The sequence below is a fragment of the Defluviicoccus vanus genome (genome assembly GCF_014672695.1).
Taxonomy (GTDB): domain Bacteria; phylum Pseudomonadota; class Alphaproteobacteria; order Rhodospirillales; family Defluviicoccaceae; genus Defluviicoccus; species Defluviicoccus vanus.
In genome coordinates this window covers 1179183-1201174 of record NZ_CP053923.1, presented here as the reverse complement: position 1 = coordinate 1201174, position 21992 = coordinate 1179183, and the positions used below count along the sequence as shown (strand labels likewise).

18 protein-coding genes and 2 pseudogenes are annotated in these 21992 nt (G+C 63.9%); 18 read left to right on the top strand and 2 right to left on the bottom strand.

Annotated elements, in window-relative coordinates:
• Window positions 1-60 precede the first annotated feature (60 nt).
• The 7 genes from HQ394_RS05405 (at window position 61) to HQ394_RS05375 (ending at window position 6819) form a co-directional block, all read left to right on the top strand.
• The gene (locus HQ394_RS05405; protein ID WP_190262412.1) at window positions 61-489 is read left to right on the top strand and encodes a Fur family transcriptional regulator; all 429 of its coding nucleotides are present in this window, start codon (window positions 61-63) and stop codon (window positions 487-489) included.
• Between the two features lie 191 nt (window positions 490-680).
• Window positions 681-2018, top strand: a complete 1338-nt coding sequence (gene miaB, locus HQ394_RS05400) for a tRNA (N6-isopentenyl adenosine(37)-C2)-methylthiotransferase MiaB (protein WP_456151541.1) — start codon at window positions 681-683, stop codon at window positions 2016-2018.
• 135 nt (window positions 2019-2153) lie between these two features.
• Window positions 2154-3056 carry a PhoH family protein gene (locus HQ394_RS05395; RefSeq protein WP_317628999.1) on the top strand — a complete coding sequence of 301 codons (903 nt, stop codon included), beginning with the start codon at window positions 2154-2156 and terminating at the stop codon, window positions 3054-3056.
• Window positions 3028-3543 (top strand): rRNA maturation RNase YbeY, encoded by a 516-nt coding sequence (gene ybeY, locus HQ394_RS05390; protein WP_190262410.1) that lies wholly within the window; start codon window positions 3028-3030, stop codon window positions 3541-3543. Before HQ394_RS05395 ends, ybeY begins: the two co-directional genes overlap by 29 nt.
• A gap of 3 nt (window positions 3544-3546) precedes the next feature.
• Window positions 3547-4521: a hemolysin family protein gene (locus HQ394_RS05385; protein ID WP_223291869.1), complete on the top strand. Its 975-nt coding sequence runs from the start codon at window positions 3547-3549 to the stop codon at window positions 4519-4521.
• 80 nt (window positions 4522-4601) lie between these two features.
• A complete protein-coding gene (gene lnt, locus HQ394_RS05380) occupies window positions 4602-6134 on the top strand; it encodes an apolipoprotein N-acyltransferase (protein ID WP_190263139.1) in 1533 nt (510 codons plus the stop codon).
• 229 nt (window positions 6135-6363) lie between these two features.
• Entirely contained in the window at window positions 6364-6819 is a 456-nt protein-coding gene (locus tag HQ394_RS05375; RefSeq protein ID WP_190263138.1) for a helix-turn-helix domain-containing protein, read from the top strand.
• A 214-nt stretch (window positions 6820-7033) separates the two neighbouring features.
• Here HQ394_RS05375 and HQ394_RS05370 read toward each other — a convergent pair whose 3' ends face one another.
• Both HQ394_RS05370 and HQ394_RS05365 read right to left on the bottom strand, forming a co-directional pair.
• On the bottom strand, window positions 7034-8164 hold the full coding sequence (locus HQ394_RS05370; protein ID WP_190262409.1) for an acyl-CoA dehydrogenase family protein: 1131 nt from the start codon (window positions 8162-8164) through the stop codon (window positions 7034-7036).
• Window positions 8165-8222: 58 nt separating this feature from the next.
• Complete coding sequence (locus tag HQ394_RS05365) at window positions 8223-9887, bottom strand: AMP-binding protein (RefSeq protein WP_190262408.1); 1665 nt, start codon at window positions 9885-9887, stop codon at window positions 8223-8225.
• Window positions 9888-10211: 324 nt separating this feature from the next.
• Here HQ394_RS05365 and metK point away from each other — a divergent pair.
• From metK to pnp, 11 genes and pseudogenes are all read left to right on the top strand, one after another.
• Window positions 10212-11384, top strand: a pseudogene (gene metK, locus HQ394_RS05360) (methionine adenosyltransferase).
• Window positions 11385-11537: 153 nt separating this feature from the next.
• Entirely contained in the window at window positions 11538-12242 is a 705-nt protein-coding gene (gene trmB / locus HQ394_RS05355; RefSeq protein ID WP_223291867.1) for a tRNA (guanosine(46)-N7)-methyltransferase TrmB, read from the top strand.
• Between the two features lie 119 nt (window positions 12243-12361).
• Complete coding sequence (rimP, locus tag HQ394_RS05350) at window positions 12362-12847, top strand: ribosome maturation factor RimP (protein ID WP_190262407.1); 486 nt, start codon at window positions 12362-12364, stop codon at window positions 12845-12847.
• Window positions 12848-13008: 161 nt separating this feature from the next.
• Complete coding sequence (gene nusA / locus HQ394_RS05345; RefSeq protein ID WP_190262406.1) at window positions 13009-14541, top strand: transcription termination factor NusA; 1533 nt, start codon at window positions 13009-13011, stop codon at window positions 14539-14541.
• Between the two features lie 60 nt (window positions 14542-14601).
• Window positions 14602-14859, top strand: a complete 258-nt coding sequence (locus tag HQ394_RS21045) for a DUF448 domain-containing protein (protein ID WP_223291866.1) — start codon at window positions 14602-14604, stop codon at window positions 14857-14859.
• 34 nt (window positions 14860-14893) lie between these two features.
• Window positions 14894-15235 carry a hypothetical protein gene (locus HQ394_RS21040; protein WP_223291865.1) on the top strand — a complete coding sequence of 114 codons (342 nt, stop codon included), beginning with the start codon at window positions 14894-14896 and terminating at the stop codon, window positions 15233-15235.
• Window positions 15213-17990 (top strand): translation initiation factor IF-2, encoded by a 2778-nt coding sequence (gene infB, locus HQ394_RS05335; RefSeq protein ID WP_190262405.1) that lies wholly within the window; start codon window positions 15213-15215, stop codon window positions 17988-17990. The genes HQ394_RS21040 and infB overlap by 23 nt, the downstream gene beginning before the upstream one ends.
• 43 nt (window positions 17991-18033) lie before the next feature.
• Entirely contained in the window at window positions 18034-18480 is a 447-nt protein-coding gene (gene rbfA / locus HQ394_RS05330; protein WP_190262404.1) for a 30S ribosome-binding factor RbfA, read from the top strand.
• Window positions 18477-19413, top strand: a pseudogene (gene truB / locus HQ394_RS05325) (tRNA pseudouridine(55) synthase TruB). Before rbfA ends, truB begins: the two are co-directional and overlap by 4 nt.
• Window positions 19414-19428: 15 nt before the next feature.
• The gene (gene rpsO / locus HQ394_RS05320; protein WP_190262403.1) at window positions 19429-19698 is read left to right on the top strand and encodes a 30S ribosomal protein S15; all 270 of its coding nucleotides are present in this window, start codon (window positions 19429-19431) and stop codon (window positions 19696-19698) included.
• Window positions 19699-19800: 102 nt separating this feature from the next.
• Window positions 19801-21948, top strand: coding sequence for a polyribonucleotide nucleotidyltransferase (gene pnp, locus HQ394_RS05315; protein WP_190263136.1), 2148 nt, complete (start codon window positions 19801-19803; stop codon window positions 21946-21948).
• Window positions 21949-21992: the final 44 nt, after the last annotated feature.

Sequence of the window (21992 nt, the reverse complement as noted above, 5' to 3'; positions counted from 1 at the left end):
TCCTCGTCGCGGCGGTCTCATTCCGTCGGCGCTTGAGAACGCCAAACCACGGGAGAAGTCATGGGACAGCTGTCACACATCGAGAAAATATGCGTCGAAAAAGGAATGAAGATGACCGGGCAGCGTCGCATTATCGCCCGCGTCCTCTCAGAAGCCACCGACCACCCCGATGTGGAGGAGGTCTATCGCCGTGCGGTGCGGATTGATCCCAAAATCAGCATCGCCACTGTCTATCGGACGGTGCGTCTGTTCGAAGAAGCCAACATTCTTGAACGTCACGATTTCGGCGACGGCCGATCGCGCTATGAAGAAGCAAGCGAGGAACACCACGATCATCTCATCGACATCCAGTCGGGCCGGGTGATCGAGTTCCGCAGTCCGGAAATCGAGGCGCTACAACGACAAATCGCCGAGCGACATGGGTTTCGTCTTGTCGGCCATCGTCTCGAACTGTACGGGGTGCCGCTTGATGCGCCGACCAAAGACTGAAGCTCACAGGGAATACTGCCATGGTCTGTCCAGCAGCCCTGGGCGTTCGGCTTGACTGGGCCGGTGCAAAAGCTAGGGTGGGGCCTGCTATCCCGTTGCGAGGAATGTGGGCTACTTCCCGGCGAGTCCGGTCGGATTGAAGCGGGACTGCATGTCACGGGCTGACGATTAACGGTGAACGTGAAAAAAGACTGCACATAAAGACTTATGGCTGTCAGATGAATGTATACGATTCGGCGCGGATTGCCGAGTTGCTGGGCGGCCAGGGGTATCAAACCGTTGACGATCCCGTCGAGGCGGACCTCGTTATACTCAATACGTGTCATATCCGCGACAAGGCCGCCGAGAAGGTTTACTCCGAGCTTGGCCGTCTCGAGCGGATACGCCGCGATCGCGGCCGCAGCGGAGCGAAGCAATTTCTGATCGCCGTTGCCGGCTGTGTGGCTCAGGCGGAGGGGGTGGAACTGGTGGAGCGGGCGCCGTTCGTCGACGTGGTCGTCGGGCCGCAGAGCTACCATCGGTTGCCGCAGATGCTGGCCGACAGTTTCCAGAGCCATGCGGCGCGCGTCGATACAGAGTTTCCGGCCGAGTCCAAGTTCGACCACCTTCCGGATATCCATGCTCCGCCGGGCGCGGCGGGGGCATTTCTGACCGTTCAGGAAGGCTGCGACCGGTTCTGTAGCTTCTGCGTCGTTCCCTACACCCGCGGGGCCGAATATTCCCGCCCGGTGGCGGCGGTGCTCGCTGAAGCGCGCGGCTATGCCAAGGACGGGGCGTGCGAGATCACGCTCCTGGGACAGAACGTCAACGCCTACCATGGCGACGGCGACGATGGCACGCCGTGGGGCTTGGCGCGGCTGATCGAGGCGGTGGCGGCGATCGACGGGATTGCCCGCGTCCGCTATACCACCTCGCATCCGGCCGACATGGATGACGCGCTGATCCGCGCTCACGGCGAAGTTGCGGCGATGATGCCCTATCTGCATCTGCCGGTGCAGGCCGGATCGGATGCCATCCTGGCGGCGATGAACCGTCGCCACACCGCTGATGTGTATCGCCGGATCGTCGAGCGCCTGCGTTGCGCCCGGGCCGATCTGGCTTTGAGTTCGGACTTTATCGTTGGCTTTCCGGGTGAAACGGATGCCGACTTCCGGGCAACGCTGCGGCTGGTGGAGGAGGTGGGCTTCGCTCAGGCCTATTCCTTCAAGTACAGCCCGCGGCCGGGGACGCCGGCGGCGGCGTTGCCGCAGGTGCCCGAAGAGGTGAAGCGGGAGCGCCTGGCACAGTTGCAGGACCTTCTCGACCGGCAGCAGCGCGCCTTCAATGTGGCCTTCCTTGGGCGCACTGTTCCGGTGCTGTTCGATCGTCCCGGCAATCGACCCGGTCAATTGCTCGGGCGGACGCCGTACATGCAGGTGGTCCATGCCAGTGCCGACGCGACGCTGATGGGCGCGATCAAGGCGGTGGAGATCGATGGGGTCGGGCCTAAGAGTCTTGCCGGGCGCCTTAGTCGCCAGGCGGCAGCGTGACCCGGACACCGCCGACCGGNNCGAGGCCGACCGGATGGCAACGACGCAAAAGGAGTTTGCGGACAACCAACTGGCCATGCAGCTGTTTGGCGCCCACAACGCCAATCTGNNACGCGGATCGAACGCGCGCTCGACGTGGCGATCCACAACCGTGGCAATCAGTTGACGATCCAGGGTGATGAGGACGCGGTGACGCGCGCCAATGCGGTCCTGGATGGCCTCTATCAGCGTCTGAAGCAGGGGCACCCGCTGACCTCGCACGATGTGGATGCGCTTGTCCGCGCGGCCAGCCGGGGTGCCTCGGTAGCCAATTCAATGGTGACGCTCAACATCCGTCAGCGCACCGTCGCCACCCGCTCACCGACCCAGACCGAGTATTTGCGCGCCATCGATGCGCACGACATGGTCTTTGGCCTAGGCCCGGCGGGCACCGGCAAGACTTATCTCGCCGTCGCCAAGGCGGTGGAGCGGCTCGTGAACGGCGATGTGGACCGGATCATCCTGTCACGGCCGGCGGTGGAGGCGGGGGAACAACTGGGGTTTCTGCCCGGCAACATGCGTGAAAAGGTCGATCCCTATCTGCGGCCGCTTTACGATGCGCTCTATGACATGCTGCCGGCGCCGCAGGTGATCAAGCGCCTGGAAAGCGGCGAAATCGAAGTTGCGCCTCTGGCGTTCATGCGCGGACGTACGCTCGCCAATGCCTTTGTCATCCTCGATGAGGCGCAGAACACGACCGCGGTGCAGATGAAGATGTTTCTCACCCGGCTAGGCGACCATGCGCGGATGGTGATCACTGGTGACCTCAGTCAGGTTGACCTGCCGAAAGGGACGCGCTCGGGACTGCGTCACGCGATGGACGTTCTGGCCAGCGTCGAGGGAATCGCCTTCGTACATTTCACCGATGCCGATGTGGTGCGCCATCCGCTGGTGAGCCGGATCGTCCGGGCCTACGAACGCGCCGAAGAACACCTGAAGTCGGGTGCGCAATACGAAAGTGAAGGGACGGATGGCGGTCGCAGGCGATCTCGATCTTGATCTGATGACGCTGACCGCCGCCTGGCAGGCGGCGATTCCCGATGTGGAAGCGCAGTGTCGGCGGTCGGCGACGGCGGCCTTTGCCAGCGTCTGGCGCGATTCGCGGCCGGCAGAGGCAAGTCTCGTGCTCACTGACGACGCGCATATCCGTCAGCTGAACCGCGACTATCGCCAGCGCGACGAGCCGACCAACGTGCTGGCCTTTGCCGCCTTGGAGGGCGGGCATCTGCTGACCGGCGGCGACATGCTGGGGCCGGTGGTGCTGGGCGACGTGGTTGTCGCCTACGAAACCCTCCTCGCCGAGGCGGCGCGCGACGTGAAGCTGCCTGCCGACCATTTATGCCACCTCGTCGTGCATGGTATTTTGCATCTGTTGGGCTATGATCATCAAAAGGGAGAGGACGCGGCGACGATGGAGGCGCTGGAGGTGAGGGTCCTCGCCACCCTTGGCGTCCCGGATCCCTATGCCGCTGACAGCGACGTTTAAGACATGAATACAGACGACGACAGTACGCCCGCTGCCGATACCCCCGCCGGCAGTAGTCTGCCCCGCTCAAGCGGGGCCAAACCGGATGGCTCGATTGGCCAGGTGATCAGGGGGTGCNTCCGCAACCTCGGCTGGATGCGTAACGGCGAGCAGCGCGGACGCGACGCACTCGACACGCTGATTGCCGGCACCGACGACGAGCCGCCCGTTCTCAGCGGCGATGAGCGGACGCTGGTGGAAAATATCCTGCGCCTGCACGATAGGGCGGCAGAGGATGTCATGGTGCCACGCGCCGACATCGTCGCCGTCGATAGCCAAGCTACGCTCAGCGATGTCATCGACCTGATGATCTCGTCAGGGCATTCGCGCCTGCCAGTCTATCGCGACACGTTGGATGATGCGATCGGCATGGTGCATATCAAAGACGTGCTCGCGTGGCGTGACGCGGACGAAGCCTTCCAGCTGGCCAAGATCGTCCGTTCGGTGCTGTTCGTGGCTCCATCCATGGAGGTGTTGCCGCTGCTGCTGGAGATGCGGGCGAAAAGATCGCACATGGCACTCGTCGTTGACGAGTTCGGCGGCGTCGATGGCCTGCTGACCATTGAGGATGTGGTCGAGGAGATCGTCGGTGAAATTGCCGACGAGCATGATCGCGATATTGTTCTCGCCGTGGTCAAGCACGCCGATGGCAGCCTTGATGCCGACGCCCGCGCGCCCATTGATGTGTTCGAAGAGCATTTCGGCCAACTGCTGAGCGAAGACGAACGCGACGAGATCGATACCCTGGGTGGCTTGGTGGTGTCGCTTGCCGGGCGTGTTCCGACGAAGGGAGAGCTTGTCTCGCATCCGAACGGGGTCGATTTCGAGGTTCGTGATGCCGATCCGCGGCGGATCAAACGACTGCGCATTCGTCGCCGCAGCGATAGCGCGGCGGCCGGAGAGGTCGCCCGCCGTTCCGAGGCGGGAGGGGCAGCGTGAGCGTGCCGGACGGCTATGTGGGGCGGCTGAACGCCGCCGGCAGTTATGACGGTCCTCGCGTCTTCCGCGGCCTCGACCGGATGCGGGTCCGTCTGGCGCAGCTTCGCGGCTGGCGACGCATCCTCACCGCTCTTGGACTTGGCGCGCTGGCAGTACTGGCGCTGCCGCCGGTTTACTTCATTCCGGCGCTCATCCCGGCATTCACCGGCTTCGCTTGGCTATTGGAGAGCGATAGCCGGGCGCGAACGGCACTGGCCAGCGGCTGGTGGTTCGGCATGGGCTATTTCACCGCCGGTTTCTACTGGGTGGCGAATGCCTTGTTGACCAAGCCGGAGGAGTTCGGCTGGCTGGCGCCGGTGGCGCCCATCTGTCTCGCGTTCCTCGTCGCGCCGACGGTAGCGATCGCCGCTTGGCTGGCGCGCATCTTGGCGCCGCGTCCTGGCGCCGGTTTCGTCCTGGCGTTGGCCGCGTCCTGGACCTTGATGGAATGGGTCCGCAGCTTCTGGCTTACCGGTTTCCCCTGGAATCTGATTGGCAGCGTCTGGACCTTTTCCGATGCGATGATCCAGGTCACATCGCTGATTGGCACCTACGGGCTCGGCCTGCTGACCGTCACCGCGGCAGCGATGCCGGCGGAAACANGTGCGGGCACGCAACCGCGAATGGCCGGCCTGGCCCTTCGGCGTGCCGTCGCCGTGCTTGCCGCGGTTTACCTGGGCGGCGTGCTGCGGCTTGACCTCACGCCGGCTGCGCCGATGGTAGAAGGCGTCCGGCTGCGACTGGTGCAGCCGAATATTCCACAGAATCTGAAATGGCGGCGCGATCTGATCAGCCACCACATCGAGCAGCAGGTTGCGATGGGAGCGGAACCCACTGCAGTGCCGCCGACGCACGTGATCTGGTCGGAGGCGTCCGCGCCGACGTTTCTCGCCGATGATCAGCGTCACCTGCAGATGATCGCCGCGGCCACGCCGCCCGGTGGCCTCACCATCGTCGGCACCCTGCGGCGGACGTCCGCCAGCGAACCGTCGGACCTCGCCAACAGCATGCTCGCCATCGACCCTGCCGGGCAGATTGTCGGCAGCTACGACAAGTCGCATCTGGTGCCTTTTGGCGAGTATATGCCACTGCGTGGCATCCTGCCGTTGCCATCGCTGGCGGCGGGGATGGCCGATTTTGCCCCCGGCACCGGGGTGCGGACCATGCGGCTTGCCGGTCTGCCACCGTTCAGCCCTTTGATCTGCTACGAGGTGATTTTCCCTGCCGCTGTTGTTGATCGTCACGATCGCCCGGCTTGGTTGCTCAATATCACCAATGACGGCTGGTATGGGCAGTCGGCCGGACCCTACCAGCACTTCGCCGCGGCGCGCTTGCGGGCTGTGGAAGAAGGATTGCCGCTGGTGCGTGTAGCCAACACCGGCATTTCCGGTATCATCGATGCTTACGGGCGCGTGGTCGTCCGCCTCGGATTGGGCGAAAAAGGCGTCGTGGACGGGCCACTACCGCCGGCGCTCACGAATCCAACGCCCTATGCACGCCTGGGAAACCTTTCAGTGTTCGCCCTAGTGCTTATTTTCGCGATGATTGGCGCAGGATTATCGCGCATAAAATAGCCCCTTATGGGGGAAAAACCCGTAGAAAAGACAGATTTGACGCGAACAGTTGTTGCGAAGACGCCTACTGTTTGCATATCATCGAAGTTATGCGGGATTTTGCGCGAGTTTCCCGCGCAAAACTAATCCAATGAGTGAGCGCGCGGGGCGCGATACAACAAAGAGCGTGCATGAGGTTGCAAAACTGGACGCTAATAATGGGAACACGTTTGGGAAGCGGATAGAGCGTATGGCATTTCAATCCACTGCGGGCGAGGATCACGCGACCGGAGTGCCGAACCCGGTTGACGTCCATGTAGGTAGCCGGGTCAGGCTGCGGCGTACGTTGCTTGGTCTCAGCCAGGAAAAACTCGGCGAAGCCGTCGGCCTGACCTTTCAACAAATTCAAAAGTATGAGCGCGGTGCCAACCGTATCGGCGCTTCGCGGCTGTTTGAGTTCAGCCGCATCCTCGACGTTCCTGTCTCTTTCTTTTTCGACGATATGAGCGACCGATTGATCGTCGGAGATATGGCCGCCAATGGTGGCCTTTCGGATAAGCCGCAGAATCCACTGGATCCTGATCCGCTCACCCGCCGCGAGACGCTTGAACTGGTACGCGCCTACTACCGCATCGGCGATCCGCATGTTCGCAAGCGGCTGTTTGAACTTACAAAATCCCTCGGACACGCCGAAGAGACGGAGTAATCGCGGCGCCGCAAGCGTTGACGGTTTGACCGCAGGCTCCCGGGCGACGGCAACGACCTCGTTGCTGCCGCCGCGGCTCGGTGGCAAATGGCATCTCCACCGGACGACCTTTCTTTCCTTACGGCTTCCTTCGTTGCGGCGGGTGCAACCGCACCTTGCGCCTGTTTCGTGCTGCGGCGTTGCCGCTGGCGCCTAGTCCTGATCGTCCACCAGGTCAGATATTACGGGCGATGACCATGCGCTGGACGTCGCTGGTGCCCTCGTAGATCTGGCAGACGCGAACGTCGCGATAGATCNNTCGCTCCACCGGAAAGTCGGTGAGATAACCATAGCCGCCGTGAATCTGGATCGCGGACGAACACACCTGTTCCGCCATTTCGGAGGCAAAGAGCTTTGCCATTGACGCCTCGGTCAGGCAGGGCAGTCCGGCCTGCCGCAACGTCGCCGCATGCAGCACCATCTGGTGCGCGGCTTCGATGCGCGTTGCCATGTCGGCGAGGCGGAAGCCCACTGCTTGGTGCTCGATGATCGGCTTGCCGAAGGCGACGCGATCACGAGCATAGTCGCGGGCGGCCTCGAAGGCGGCGCGCGCCATCCCCACTGACTGGGAGGCGATGCCGATTCGCCCGCCTTCCAGATTGGCAAGGGCGATCCGATAGCCTTCCCCTTCCTCGCCGAGACGCAGATCGGCGGACAGTCGCATATCCTCGAACACCAATTGGCAAGTGTCGGAGGCGCGTTGGCCGAGCTTATCCTCTACCCGCGCGACTACGTAGCCCGGGGTGTCGGTGGGAACGAGGAAGGCGGTGATGCCACGCTTGCCGGCGGCGGGATCAGTGACCGCGAAGGTGATCACGATCTTTGCCGCCTTTCCCGACGTGATGAACTGCTTGGTGCCGGACAGCACATAATCGTTACCGTCGCGGCGGGCGCGGACCTTCAGCCGTGCCGCATCCGAGCCGGCCTGCGGTTCGGTCAGGGCGAAACCGCCCAGCCATTCACCAGTGGCCATCCGCGGCAGGAACTGCTCCTTTTGCGCCTCATTGCCGAACTTGAAGATCGGCATGCAGGCGACGGAATTGTGCACGCTCATGATCGTCGAGCATGCTCCGTCGCCGGAGGCGATCTCCTGCAAGGCGAGCGCATAGGCGACGGCGTCGGCTGCCGCGCCGCCGTAGCGCTCCGGCAACAGCATGCCGAGGAAGCCGAGCTCACCCATCTCCTTGATCGCCGCCGCCGGAAAGCAGTGGGTCCGATCCCACTCGGCGGCGAACGGGGCGAGCCGTTCGCGGGCGAAGTCGCGGGCGACGTCACGAATCTGCGTTTGTTCTTCGCTCAGGATCATGGCTGGCTCACGTGCTGCGGGGAGGGGGAGGAATAAAGCGACCAGAAAATGCTAGCACTCAAGGTGTGGCGAGTTCGACCGCTTTTGTCCGTTCCTGATTGCGCAGGATGAACCGCTGCAGTTTGCCGCTGGGCGTCTTCGGCAACTGCTGGACGAATTCGATTTCGCGCGGATATGCGTGGGCCGAGAGCCGGTGTTTGACGAACTGGCGCAATTCCTCAGCCAGCGCCGCCGAGGGCATGGCTTCGGCCTGGAGGACGACGAAGGCCTTGACCAGTTCGGTGCGTTCCGGGTCCGGCTTGCCGACTACCGCCGCTTCGATCACCGCGGGGTGTTCGATCAGGGCGCTCTCCACATCGAAGGGGCCAATGCGATAGCCGGAGGAGGTGATGATGTCGTCGGAGCGGCCGACGAAGCTGATGCTGCCATCCGTCTCCAGTTCCACCGTATCGCCGGTGCGATGGTAGCCACCGGCCATCGACGGCCCGGACTGCTCATAGTAGCCGGAAAACCAGAAGAGGGGAGAATGGGCAATATCGACCGCGAGGATGCCCGGCCGATTTGGCGGCAGCTCCTGATCGTTTTCATCGATCACCGCGACGCGGTACCCCGGCATCGCCAGGCCGGCAGAACCCGGGTGGACCGGGTGAGCGAGGGCGTGATGGTTGCAAACGACCATACCGATCTCGGTCTGGCCGTAGTGGTCGTGGATGGTGGTGGCGAGGTGGTCGGCAAACCAGCGAATCACCTCTGGATTGAGCGGTTCGCCGGCGCTGCTGACCGCGCGCAGCCGCCCCTTCACTGACGCCGCCGCGTCCGGTCCGGCAGCGATCAGCAGCCGATAGGCGGTGGGCGCGCCGGCGAGGTTGGTGATCCCGAGCTTCTCGATGATCCGGTAGGTGCTCTCGGCGGTGAATGGTCCGTCGTAGAGGGTGGTGGCATGGCCCATCAGCAGCGGACCGGTGACGGCATAGTAAAGCCCATAAGCCCAGCCCGGATCGGCGATATTCCAGTAGCTGTCCTCGGCGCGCAGATCGACGGCGTCCCGCATGTAGACGAGGAAGCTCAACAGCGCCTTCAACGGCACGCTGACACCCTTCGGCAGCCCGGTGGTGCCGGAGGTGAACATCATCAGGAAGGCATCATCGCCACGGCGCAGCACTGGTGCGAAGGCGGGATCGCGCCGCGCAACCTCGACGGCGAAATCAAGGTCGCCCGGCTGGCCGCCTGGATGACCTTCGGGACTGACGACGGCTACCGGCGGTGCGCCCTGCACCTCGGCAAGCTTGGGCCGGTTGGCCGCATCGGTGACCACCAGCTTGGCCTTGCTCAGCGCCAGGCGGTGCTCGATGGCCTTGGGGCCGAAGGCGGTGAACAGTGGCTGGTAGACGGCACCGACGCGCCAGGTACCGAGAATCGTCACCAGCAGTTCCGGTATCCGTGGCAGGAGGCCGGCAACCACGTCGCCAGCGCGCACCCCCTGATCGGACAGAAAGTTAGCGCAGCGTGCCGACAGTGCCTGCATCTGGGCAAAGCTGTAGGTTGCGGAGCGGCCGTCGTGGCTCTCCCAGTAAAGGGCAGGACGGTCGGGCGCGGTCTCGGCGTAGCGATCACAACACTCGGTGCAGGCGTTCAGCCCCGCCTCGAGGTTGCCGTGCAGGTGAGCAGCCAGTTCTTCCAGACGGAATGCGGCGACGGCTGCCGCGAACTCGCGCATGGCCATCTTTGTTGCCTCCTGGTTACACGTTGTCTAGCGTTCGGTGCGCCGACGATCGCGGCAGGCGGATTCCATCGCACCCCTTTGTGCCGTAGAGTAGCATTTGGGGCGTCGCTGACAAGACGAAGCGGATCATCATCACCCGTCGTCAGTGGGTGTTTGCGGTGCGCTCTTGCGCCAACCGACCAACCAGGACTCCCTTCTCGTGTCGCCAGCCGCGTGGCCGGCTTGACGGCGCGCGTGAGAGTTGCCAGAAGGGGCGACAAGACGCGGAGAAGCGCCGGTTCGGCATCGCCGGATTTCCGTGAACGCAGGAGAGCGCACGGTGGTGTGGAAAAAGACTTTGTCTTTACGAGCGAGTCAGTCTCGGAAGGACATCCCGACAAGATTTGCGACCGTATCTCGGATGCTATTCTCGATGCGTTTCTCACCGAGGATGCGCATGCGCGGGTGGCACTCGAAACCATGTGCACGACGAATTTCATCGTTCTCGCCGGCGAGGTGCGTGGGCCGGAGACGATGACGCCGGCGCGCATGGAAAACATCGCCCGCCACGCGGTGAAGGAAATCGGCTACGAGCAGCGGGGCTTTCACTGGCGCGATGCGCGCGTCCTGTGCCGCGTCCACGCTCAGTCGATGGATATCGCCCGCGGTGTCGACGCCGGCGATAGCAAGGACGAGGGGGCCGGCGACCAGGGCATCATGTTCGGTTACGCCTGTCACGAAACCGAAGCCTTGATGCCGGCGCCGATTTATTACGCCCATGCGATTCTGCGCTCCCTTGCCGATGCCCGCCATTCCGGGTCGGCGCCGCAACTGGGGCCCGACGCCAAGAGCCAGGTCAGCCTGCGCTACGTCAACGGCATGCCGGTTGGCGCTTCCGCCATCGTCGTGTCGACGCAGCATGGCGAAAACGTCAGTGTCGCTGAGGTGCGCGAGATTGTCCGTCCGCATGTGGTGAATGTCCTGCCGGACGGCTGGATGTGCGACGAAGAGCATTTTTACGTCAATCCCACCGGCCGCTTCGTCATCGGTGGTCCGGACGGCGATGCCGGGCTCACCGGCCGCAAGATTATTGTCGATACCTACGGTGGCGCGGCACCGCACGGTGGCGGCGCCTTTTCCGGCAAGGATCCCACCAAGGTGGATCGTTCGGCCGCCTACGCCGCGCGCTATATGGCGAAAAACGTGATCGCTGCCGGGCTGGCCAAGCGGTGCACCATCCAACTCTCCTATGCCATCGGCGTGCCGCATCCGCTCTCGGTCTACGTGGATACCCACGGCACCACCGAAGTGGACGAGGACCGGCTGGCGAGCATTCTGCAGGAATTGATCGATCTGAGCCCGCGCGNNGCATCCGCTCGCATCTGCAGCTCAACAAGCCGATCTACGCCCGCACCGCCGCCTACGGCCATTTCGGCCGCCCCCGATCCGGACGGAGGGTTTTCCTGGGAGCAGAACAGCTTGGTGGACGGATTGCGCCTTGCGTTTAACGTCCGCTGAGGCCGATCCGGGCGCGAGGGCGGAGGCGCCGGCGGGCAATGCGGATCGACCAGCCGCCGTGGGCGCCGAGCACGCGGCGGCGGCGAGCGGCGTGCCCAACNNTTCTATGGCCGACGGCATGGGCGTCGCATTCGCCCCTGGCGCAGCACGCTGGTGGACAGCCTTTTGCCGCAGCTCGGCATCTCGCTGCCGGCCGGGGCGCCGATGCCGCTCGATCTGGCGGCACTGTTTCCACGGCCTATGCGCGCCGTCTGGCTTGAGGTGGGCTTCGGCGCCGGCGAGCACCTGATCGCGCAGGCGCGGGCGCATCCCGAGGTAGGCTACATTGGCTGCGAGCCATTCATGAATGGCGTCGCCACCGTGTTGGCCGAACTCGATCGTCAGCCTGCCGACAATATCCGCCTTTTCACTGACGATGCGCGACTGCTGATCGCCCGGCTGCCGGAGGCGAGCCTGGAGCGGGTGTTCGTGCTGTTCCCCGATCCGTGGCCGAAGGCGCGCCATCACCGCCGTCGCTTCATTTCCGCCGTGATGGTGGAGCAGTTGGGACGAATCATCGCTCCCGGCGGCGAGTTGCGCATCGCCACCGATCATATGGACTATGCAAGGTGGACGCTGTCGCATCTCTGCGGTGCTGCGGCCGGAAGCAGCCCCTTCCAATGGACGGCGCGACGCCCGGAGGATTGGCGCCGGCCGCCCACCGACTGGATCGCCACCCGCTATCAGCACAAGGCCGAAGCCGCGGGGGCGTCGCCGGTGTTTCTGTCCTTTCGCCGTCGCCGCGGCGCCGCCGCAACACGAAAAAGCCTTGTGCCGGCGAGCGGGCAAGAGTATATAGCTTTGCAAGCGCGCCTTTGATGGTCACCGCGTGCACGCTGGCGAGGGCTCAAGTGAGCCAATAGCCGTGTGCGCCGTGGTGGCCTGTTGTATTCAAGGCAGTTTATCAAATAGTTGATTAGGCGACGCAGGGATTGCTGATGGCGGGCGAGGATGTTGCCGGCCGCATCGCCGCACTGGTTTGCCCGACCATCGAGGCGATGGGGTATGGGTTGGTCCGGGTGCAGGTGCAAGGCCGGCAGCGCATGCGGTTGCAGATTATGGCCGAGCGCAACGATGATGCCGCGATGACGGTCGATGACTGCGCCGCATTGAGCCGCGCGATTTCTGCGGTTCTCGACGTAGACGATCCGATCGCTAGCGCTTATACGCTTGAGATCAGTTCTCCCGGCATCGACCGACCGCTGGTTCGCCTCACTGACTACGACCGCTTTGCCGGTTTCGAAGCGCGTATCGAGCTGGCACGGATGATCGATGGCCGCCGCCGCTTTCAAGGGCGCCTGATCGGTACGGCCGGAGAGGATGTTCGCATTGACGTGGCTGGGGTCGAGGTGGGGCTGCCCTTCGCCGACATCCAGCGGGCGAAGCTGGTGCTGACCGACGAACTCCTGGCGGCCCACGCCTGATGTGGCGAAGGGTCGTCGGCATTTCGGTCAGGGCGACGAACGGGGCGACGGAGGCGACGTCGAGTGCCAAGCGAGCAAGCGATGACGTGACGCTCAAAGCGTAAAGAGAAAAGGGAAGCATTGAGCCTGTGATAAGCCGACCGACTACCGAAACCAGCGCCGTGCATGCGCGTCCCGAACTGCTGCAGGTTGCCGACGCAGTTGCACGTGACAAAAGCATCGATCGGGACGAAGTGCTCGACGCGATGGAGCAGGCCATCCAAAAGGCGGGTCGGTCCAAGTATGGTCACGAACACGACATTCGCGCCCGCATCGACCGCAATTCCGGTGAGATATCGCTCGCCCGCTACTTGGAAGTGGTGGAAGCGGTGGAAAACGAGGCAACGCAGATTTCTCTGCCTGCCGCTGGCCGTCGCAATCCCGAGCTCAAGCTAGGCGACTTTCTTGTCGATCCGCTGCCGCCAATTGATTTTGGCCGCATCGCCGCGCAGACGGCGAAGCAGGTCATCGTCCATAAGGTGCGCGAGGCCGAACGCCGCCGCCAGTACGAGGAGTTCAAGGACCGCACCGCCGACGTGGTCAATGGTCTGGTGAAACGGGTCGAGTTCGGCAACGTTATCGTCGACCTCGGCCGTGCGGAGGCGCTGCTGCGGCGCGAAGAGACCATTCCACGCGAGCACCTGAACGTGGGTGATCGCGTCCGCGCCTACATCGCCGATGTGCGCGAGGAGCCGCGCGGCCCGCAGGTGTTCCTATCGCGCACCCACCCGCAGTTCATGGCCAAGCTGTTCGCGCAGGAAGTGCCGGAGATTTACGAAGGCGTCATCGAGATCAAGTCGGTCGCACGTGATCCCGGATCGCGGGCCAAGATCGCGGTGCATTCGCGTGATTCCAGCATCGATCCGGTTGGCCCCTGCATCGGCATGCGCGGTTCGCGGGTGCAGGCGGTGGTCGGTGAACTACAGGGCGAGAAGATCGACATCATTCAGTGGTCGGCCGATCCGGCGACCTTCATCGTCAACGCCCTGGCGCCGGCAGAGGTGGCGAAGGTCGTGCTCGACGAAGAAAGCAACCGGATCGAGGTGGTCGTTCCCGATGATCAACTGAGCCTCGCCATTGGTCGGCGCGGTCAGAATGTTCGCCTCGCGTCGCAACTGACGGGCTGGGATATCGATATTCTCACCGAGGACGAGGAATCGCAGCGCCGGCAGGAAGAGTTCCGCCAGCGTTCGAAGACGTTCATCGATGCCCTCAATATCGATGACGTGATTGCCCACCTGCTGGTTACCGAAGGCTTCACGACGGTGGAGGAGGTGGCCTTCGTTCCCACCGACGACCTCACCGCCAATGAGAGCCTCGATTACGAACTGGCGGAAGAGTTGCAATCGCGCGCCCGCAACTACCTCGAAACCCGCGATGCGGCGTTTACCGAGCGCCGGCTTGAACTGGGCGTCACCGAGGAGGTGGCAGCCTTGTCCGGCCTGAAGCCGGGGATGCTGGTGGCGCTGGGCGAAAACGGCGTCAAAACCTTGGACGACTTGGCTGATTTGGCCGCCGACGAACTTCTGGACATCGTCCCGGCGGGAGCGCTGACCACCGAGCGCGCCAACGAGATAATCATGGCGGCCCGAGCACACTGGTTTGCTACTGACGAGACCGCGGACACGTCGTCTGCGGTAGCCGAACGGGAATAACCGCCGTTGGCGGCGCGACCCGACTCTACGTCTCCAGGGCGTCCGGCATCGGCACCGGCCATGCGCCGATGCCTTGTCACTGGTGTTACGCATCCGGCGAGTGAACTCATCCGTTTCGTGGTCTCGCCCGAGGGGCGTGTGGTGCCCGATGTGGCGGGCCGACTACCGGGGCGCGGGATGTGGGTCCAGTCCGACCGGGCGATTCTCGAGCGCGCCTGCACGCGCAACCTGTTCCGCCCGCGCCGCGCGCGCCGAGGTGGCGGTTCCGCCCGATCTGGCGGCGCTCGTGGAAACACAGGTGCTGCAGCGTTTCCTTGACCTGATTGGCTTGGCACGGCGGGCGAACGAAGCCGTGTTCGGCTTCGAAAAGGCGCGCGAGTGGCTACAGGCGGGCCGGGCGGCGCTGCTGATTGCAGCGAGCGACGGCGATCCGCGCGACCGTGGCCGGCTGAAGGCGCTGGCGGGTGATTTGAGCGTCATCGAAGTTTTGACGGCAGACGAGATCGGGCGCGCCACTGGCCGCGAGCGCACCGTACATGGCGTCGTCGCGAAGGGACGCCTGGCAGGCGCTATTCGCGACGAAGGCGAACGCCTTATCCGGCTGCGGACCGATGCGGTAGCCGCCGACCAATCACTTGCCAGCCAAATAACCGATAAAGCAAGTAGGGGACATGAGCAACACGGACGAACGTGACGCCACCAAGCAGGGGCAAGTGAACGGTCCCCGCAAACTGGAGTTGAAGAAGACGGTGGAGACCGGCCAAGTACGGCAGAGTTTTTCTCATGGCCGCTCGAAAATGGTGACGGTCGAGGTTCGCAAGAAGCGGACGATCGCCGCCGAAACGGGTGGCCGGGATGGCGATAAGGGGCGTTCGTCCGGCGGCCGCTCCGGCGGCGCCAGCGCTCGCGACCTGGGCATGGCCGGCTTGACCAATCGCGAAAAGGAAACGCGCTTTCGTGCGCTGCACGATGCCAAGAAGGCCGAAGAAGAACGCGCCCAGGCGGCGCAGCTAGCGGCCGAACAGGCCGCGATCGAGGCCGAGAAGGCGCGCAAGGCCGAAGAAGAAGCGCGCCTGGCGGCAGAGGCGCGCGAAGCCGAAGAGGCAGCAGCGCGGGCGGCGGAAGCTGCCGCCGCCGCTGCCGCCCTGGAGGCAGCGCGTCGCGAAGAGGCCGCCTCTGCAGCGTCGACGCCGGTTGGCGAACCCGCCCAAGCGGAGGGTTCGGCGTCTAAGGATGCAGCCACGGCCACCTCACCAGTAGCTTCGACGGCGCCAACTGCGCCGGCACGTCCGGCGGCCGAAGAGACGCGTCGTCCGGCTTCCGGTCCCGGCGGTGGTGACCGGCGACGGCCGCAGGAAGCGGCAACAGCTGCCAGCAAACGGCCGGCCACGCCGGCTGCGTCGACGCCTGCGAACACCAAGTTGCAGCTCACCCCTACCCAGGAGGAAGAGGGCGACAGCCGTGGCCGATCGCGTCGTGGCCCTGTGCGCACCGAGGTCAAGAAGGCGCCGGTTGCCGGCCGCCGTGGTGACGTGTCACGTCGCGCCGGTGCCAAGATCACGGTTCTTGTCGATACCGAAGAGGGGGCTGCCGAGCGTGTCCGCAGTCTCGCCTCGGTTCGCCGCGCCCGCGAAAAGGAACGGCAGAAGCAACTGGCGTTGATGCGGGCGGAGGCACCGAAGGTCGTGCGCGACGTGATCGTGCCGGAGGTTATTACCGTCCAGGAACTGGCCAACCGCATGGCGGAACGTGGCGCCGACGTGATCAAGGCGCTGATGCGGATGGGGGTGATGGCGACGATCACCCAGTCGATCGATGCCGACACGGCGGAACTGGTGGTGCAGGAGTTTGGTCACAACCTGCGGCGCGTCAGTGATTCCGACGTGGAAATCGGCCTGCGCGGCGACAGCGATACGGTGGAAACGCTGGTGCCGCGGCCGCCGGTTGTCACCGTTATGGGCCACGTCGACCACGGCAAGACGTCGCTTCTCGACGCGCTGCGCAAGACCGACGTCGCCGCCCACGAGGCCGGTGGCATCACCCAGCACATCGGTGCCTATCAGGTGACGCTCGCCTCCGGCCACAAGATCACCTTTATCGACACCCCCGGTCACGCCGCATTTACGCAAATGCGCGCCCGCGGTGCCAAGGCGACCGACGTCGTCGTCCTGGTGGTCGCTGCCGACGACGGTGTGATGCCGCAGACGGTCGAAGCAATTACCCATGCCAAGGCGGCAGGCGTGCCGATCATCGTCGCCATTAACAAGGTCGACCGTCCCGACGCCAACCCGCAGCGGGTTCGTACCGAACTGCTGCAGTATGGCATCCAGGTGGAAGAGATGGGCGGTGAGACGCTGTCGGTGGAGGTCTCCGCCAAGCAGGGCACGAACCTCGACAAACTCGCCGAGGCGATCCTGTTGCAGGCCGAAGTGCTCGACATGAAGGCCAACCCGGATCGGCCGGCGGAAGGTGTGATCATCGAGACCAAGGTAGAGCGTGGACGCGGTGCGGTGGCGACCGTCCTGGTGCAGCGGGGAACCCTGCGCGTCGGCGATATCTTCGTTGCCGGCAGCGAATGGGGACGGGTGCGTGGCTTGATGGACGCGGCTGGTGCCGAACTGTTGTCGGCCGAGCCGGGAATGCCGGCAGAGATTCTGNGCTTGAGCGGCATGCCGGCAGCGGGTGACGATCTGATCGTCGTTCCGAGCGAGGTGCGGGCGCGTGAGGTGACCGAGTTCCGCCAGCGCCGCCAGCGCGATGCGCGAACAACGGCCAGCCGCAGCACCCTCGAGCAAATGTTCTCGCGGATCAAGGATGGCGAAGCCAAGGAATTGGCGCTGGTGCTCAAGGCGGACGTGCACGGTTCGGCCGAGGCGATCGTCGGCGCGCTCGACAAGCTGTCCACCGATGACGTCAAGATCAACGTCCTCCACGCCGGCGTCGGCGGTATCAACGAGAGCGACGTGCNNGACGTGACGCTGGCGCGCGCATCCAACGCGCTGGTCATCGGCTTCAACGTCCGTGCCAATCCACAAGCTCGCGAACTGGCGCGTCGCGATCGGGTGGAAATCCGTTACTATTCCATCATTTACGAACTTGCCGACGACATGAAGCAGATGTTGAGCGGCATGTTGACGCCGGTGCTGCGCGAACACATCCTCGGCTACGCCGACATCCGCNGAGAAGTCTTCAGCATCACCAAAGTGGGCAAGGTTGCCGGCTGCATGGTGACCGAGGGCCTCGTCAAGCGCGGTTGCCGGCTGCGGCTGCTACGGGACAGCGTGGTCATCCACGATGGCGAGATCGGCCAGTTGAAGCGGTTCAAGGACGACGTCCGCGAAGTCAAGGAAGGCTACGACTGCGGCATCTCGCTCGCCAACTTCCAGGATATCCAGGTTGGCGACATCCTCGAATGTTACGAAATGGAGGAGGTGGCGCGGCATCTTTAGTCGTGCCTCTGAGCAATATGGAAGGTTCGCACAGTCAGGTGGGATGAGCAGACACATCCGGCAGAAAGTGGACGGCCCGAGCCAGCGGCAGCTGCGCGTCGGTGAGGAATTGCGCCGCGCCCTTGCGGCGATCTTCGAGAGGCGGGAACTGCGCGATCCGCTCCTCTCGACCGTGCCGATTACCGTAACCGAAGCACGACTCACGCCGGATTTGCGTCACGCGACGTTCTTCGTGACGCCGCTCGGTGGTCGCAGTGCGGATGACATCATTGCCGCGCTGGTACGCGCGCGTGCCTACCTGCGCCATAGGCTGGCGGAACTGGTCAATCTCAAATTTGCCCCCAACCTGTCGTTTCGCCTCGATACCTCCTTTGAAGAGGCAGGTCGCATCGCCAACCTGCTGCATTCACCGGCGGTGGCCCGGGATCTCGGCGACGATGACGAGGCGCCGCCGCCAGCGGCCAGCACACCCGGCAAGGACACGGAATGAGCGATTTGGCGACCACTCACCGCCGCGCCGCGGCGGTGAACGGATGGCTGGTGATTGATAAGCCGGCAGGACTTTCGTCGGCGGGCGTCGTCGCCCGGGTGCGGCGCGCAGTCGGCATGGCGAAGGCCGGGCATGGCGGCACACTTGACCCGCTCGCCACCGGCATTCTGCCGATTGCTCTTGGCGAGGCGACGAAGACGGTTTCCTACGTGATGGATGGCGCCAAGCTGTATCGCTTCACCGTCTGCTGGGGCGAGCAGCGAAACACCGACGACGCCGAAGGCGAGGTGGTGGCAACCAGCGACATCCGCCCCGATGCGGCGGCGATCGAAGCCATCCTGCCTAGCTTCATCGGCGAGATCGAACAGATTCCCCCCACCTATTCGGCGGTCAAGATTGCGGGCAAACGTGCCTATGCGCTGGCGCGCGCCGATATGGAGGTGACGCTCGGCCCCCGGCTGGTCAGCATTGTTCGTATCGAGCTCGAAGCGATGCCGGATCGGGATCACGCGGTCTTTCGCGTTGCCGCCGGCAAGGGTGTCTATATGCGCTCCATCGCCCGCGATATGGCGCTGGCGCTGGGCACCCGGGGATACATTGCGAACCTGCGGCGATTGTCCGTCGGACCGTTTTGCGAGGATCAGGCGATCACGCTGGAACAGCTCGACGCGATGGGGCATAGTGGGTCGGTGGCGGAGGCTTTGCTTCCCGTCGGTGTGGCGCTGGCCGGCATCCCGGCACTGCACTTGACGGCTGCTGAGGCCCGAAGCCTGCAGCATGGGCGCCCGATTGCGGTTCTGCCCGTGGCCAGCCGTTCCCCCTCCGCAACGTGGCTGCCGGCGCTATCGTCTGTGCAACCGCAGATGGTAAGCCGATTGCGCTCGCGGAAATCAAGGGGGCGAACTGCGCCCGCTGCGTGTGCTGAACTTATAGGAAACGGAGAACGAGATGTCGATCACCGCAGAGCGGAAGCAGGAAGTGATCAAGGAGTATGCGACGGTGGGCGGCGACACGGGGTCGCCGGAGGTGCAGGTGGCCATTCTCAGCGAACGCATTCGCAACCTGACCGAGCACTTGAAGACCCACAGCAAGGATTTTCATTCGCGGCGGGGGCTGCTGATGATGGTCGGCCAGCGCCGTCGGTTGCTCGACTACCTGAAAAGGAAAGAGGCGGGCCGCTATGAGCGGCTTGTCGAGCGTCTCGGTCTCAGGCGGTAGCCGTCATCAAAGGTGCAGGCCCTGACCCAATGACCCAACGCGCGGCGTCGAATGGACGCCGGTCGCGCTCGCTGCGCTAGGCAGCGTTGCAAGGAAAGTATGATGTTTAAAGAATTCCGTAAGGAAATCGATTGGNGGNGCCGGCGGCTCGTCCTGGAAACGGGCAAGATTGCCCGACAAGCCGACGGCGCCGTCGTTGTGACGTTGGGTGAAACCAAGGTCCTGTGTACGGTCGTCTATGAGAAGACGGCGAAGGCGGGTCTCGATTTCTTCCCGCTCTCTGTCCATTACCAGGAGAAGAGTTTTGCTGCCGGGAAGATTCCGGGCGGTTTCTTCAAACGCGAAGGCCGGCCGGCGGAACGTGAGGTTCTGATCTCCCGCCTGATCGACCGACCGATCCGGCCGTTGTTCGCCAAAGGTTACCGTTGCGAAACGCAGGTGATCTGCACCGTGCTTTCGCATGATCTGGAAAACGATCCCGATATTGCGTCGCTGGTCGGGACTTCGGCGGCGCTGACGCTATCCGGCGTGCCGTTCCTCGGTCCCGTCGCCGGTTGCCGCGTGGGCTATATCCGTGGCGAATATGTGCTGAATCCGCAACTGGACGAGATGGCGAACAGCGAACTCGACTTGGTGGTGGCCGGTACCCGCGACGGTGTCCTGATGGTCGAATCGGAAGCGAAAGAGCTTTCGGAAGACGTGATGCTGGGGGCGGTGATGTTCGGTCATCGCAGCTTCCAGCCGGTGATCAGAGCGATCATCGAACTGGCCCAGGCCTGTGCCAAGGAGCCGGTCGATCTGCCGCCGCCGCCGGCGGGCCTCCCGGATCTCGCGGCGCGCATCCGCAGTATGGCCGAGGGCGATCTGCGCGAAGCCTATACCGAAACGGTCAAGTCGACGCGGCGCGATAAGGTGATCTCGGTCAAGAAGCGGCTCGCCGAGGCACTGAGCGAAGACGAGAGCGTCGACCAGGGGCTGGTCACCCAGACGATGGACGACCAGTTCAAGGAACTGGAGAAGGACGTCGTCCGGCGGGCCATCGTCGCCACCGGCAGGCGGATCGACAATCGTACGTCCACCGACATCCGGCCGATCGCGGTTGAGGTGGGCCTGTTGCCGCGCGCGCACGGCAGCGCCCTGTTCACCCGCGGGNAAACGCAGGCGCTTGTCGTCACCACGCTCGGTACTGGCCAGGACGAACAGATCATCGACGCGCTCGCCGGCGAATTCCGCGAGCATTTCATGCTGCACTACAATTTCCCGCCATACTCCGTGGGTGAGGCCGGCCGCATGGGCTTCACCGGCCGTCGCGAGGTCGGGCACGGCAAACTGGCCTGGCGGTCAATGCATGCACTGCTGCCGGCAAAGACCGACTTTCCCTACACAATCCGCGTCGTCTCCGAGATCACCGAATCGAACGGCTCGTCGTCGATGGCTTCCGTCTGCGGTGCGTCTCTGTCGATGATGGATGCGGGCGTCCCGCTGCTGCGCCCGGTCGCCGGCATCGCCATGGGTCTGATCAAGGAAGGCGACGACTTCGTCGTGCTGTCCGACATCCTTGGTGACGAGGATCACCTCGGCGACATGGACTTCAAGGTTGCCGGCACATCGCAAGGTGTCACCGCGCTGCAGATGGACATCAAGATCACCTCGATCACCGAACAGATCATGCAGGTGGCCCTGGCGCAGGCGCGGGACGGTCGTCTGCATATCCTCGACGTGATGAGCCGCGGCCTGTCGACGCCTCGCAAAGGGCTGAGCGAGATGGCGCCCAGGATCACCGTCATCCAAATCAACAAGGAGAAGATCCGCGAGGTTATCGGCCCGGGTGGCAAGGTGATCCGCGAAATCTGTGAAGTGACCGGGGCAAGGATTGACCTGGAAGACGACGGTACGGTGAAGGTGGCAGCGGTGGACCAGCGTTCGGCTGACGCGGCGATCGACTGGATCCGTTCCATTGCCGCCGAGCCGGAAGTGGGCACTATCTACAATGGCAAAGTGGTCAAGACGGTGGACTTCGGTGCCTTCGTCAACTTCCTCGGCAATCGCGACGGCCTCGTGCACATCAGTGAACTGGCGCGCGAACGCGTTGGCAAAGTGACCGACGTGGTGCAAATTGGCGATCAGGTGAAAGTCAAGGTCATCGGCGTTGATGACCGGGGCAAGATCAAGCTGTCCATGCGCAGTGTTGACCAGGCGACCGGCGAGGATATCTCGGGAGCCCTCTCGCGCGAGAAGGCGGCGACCTGAGCCGAACGGGTGCCTTCGGTGTGAGCTCGATTGGCGGCGGTGGC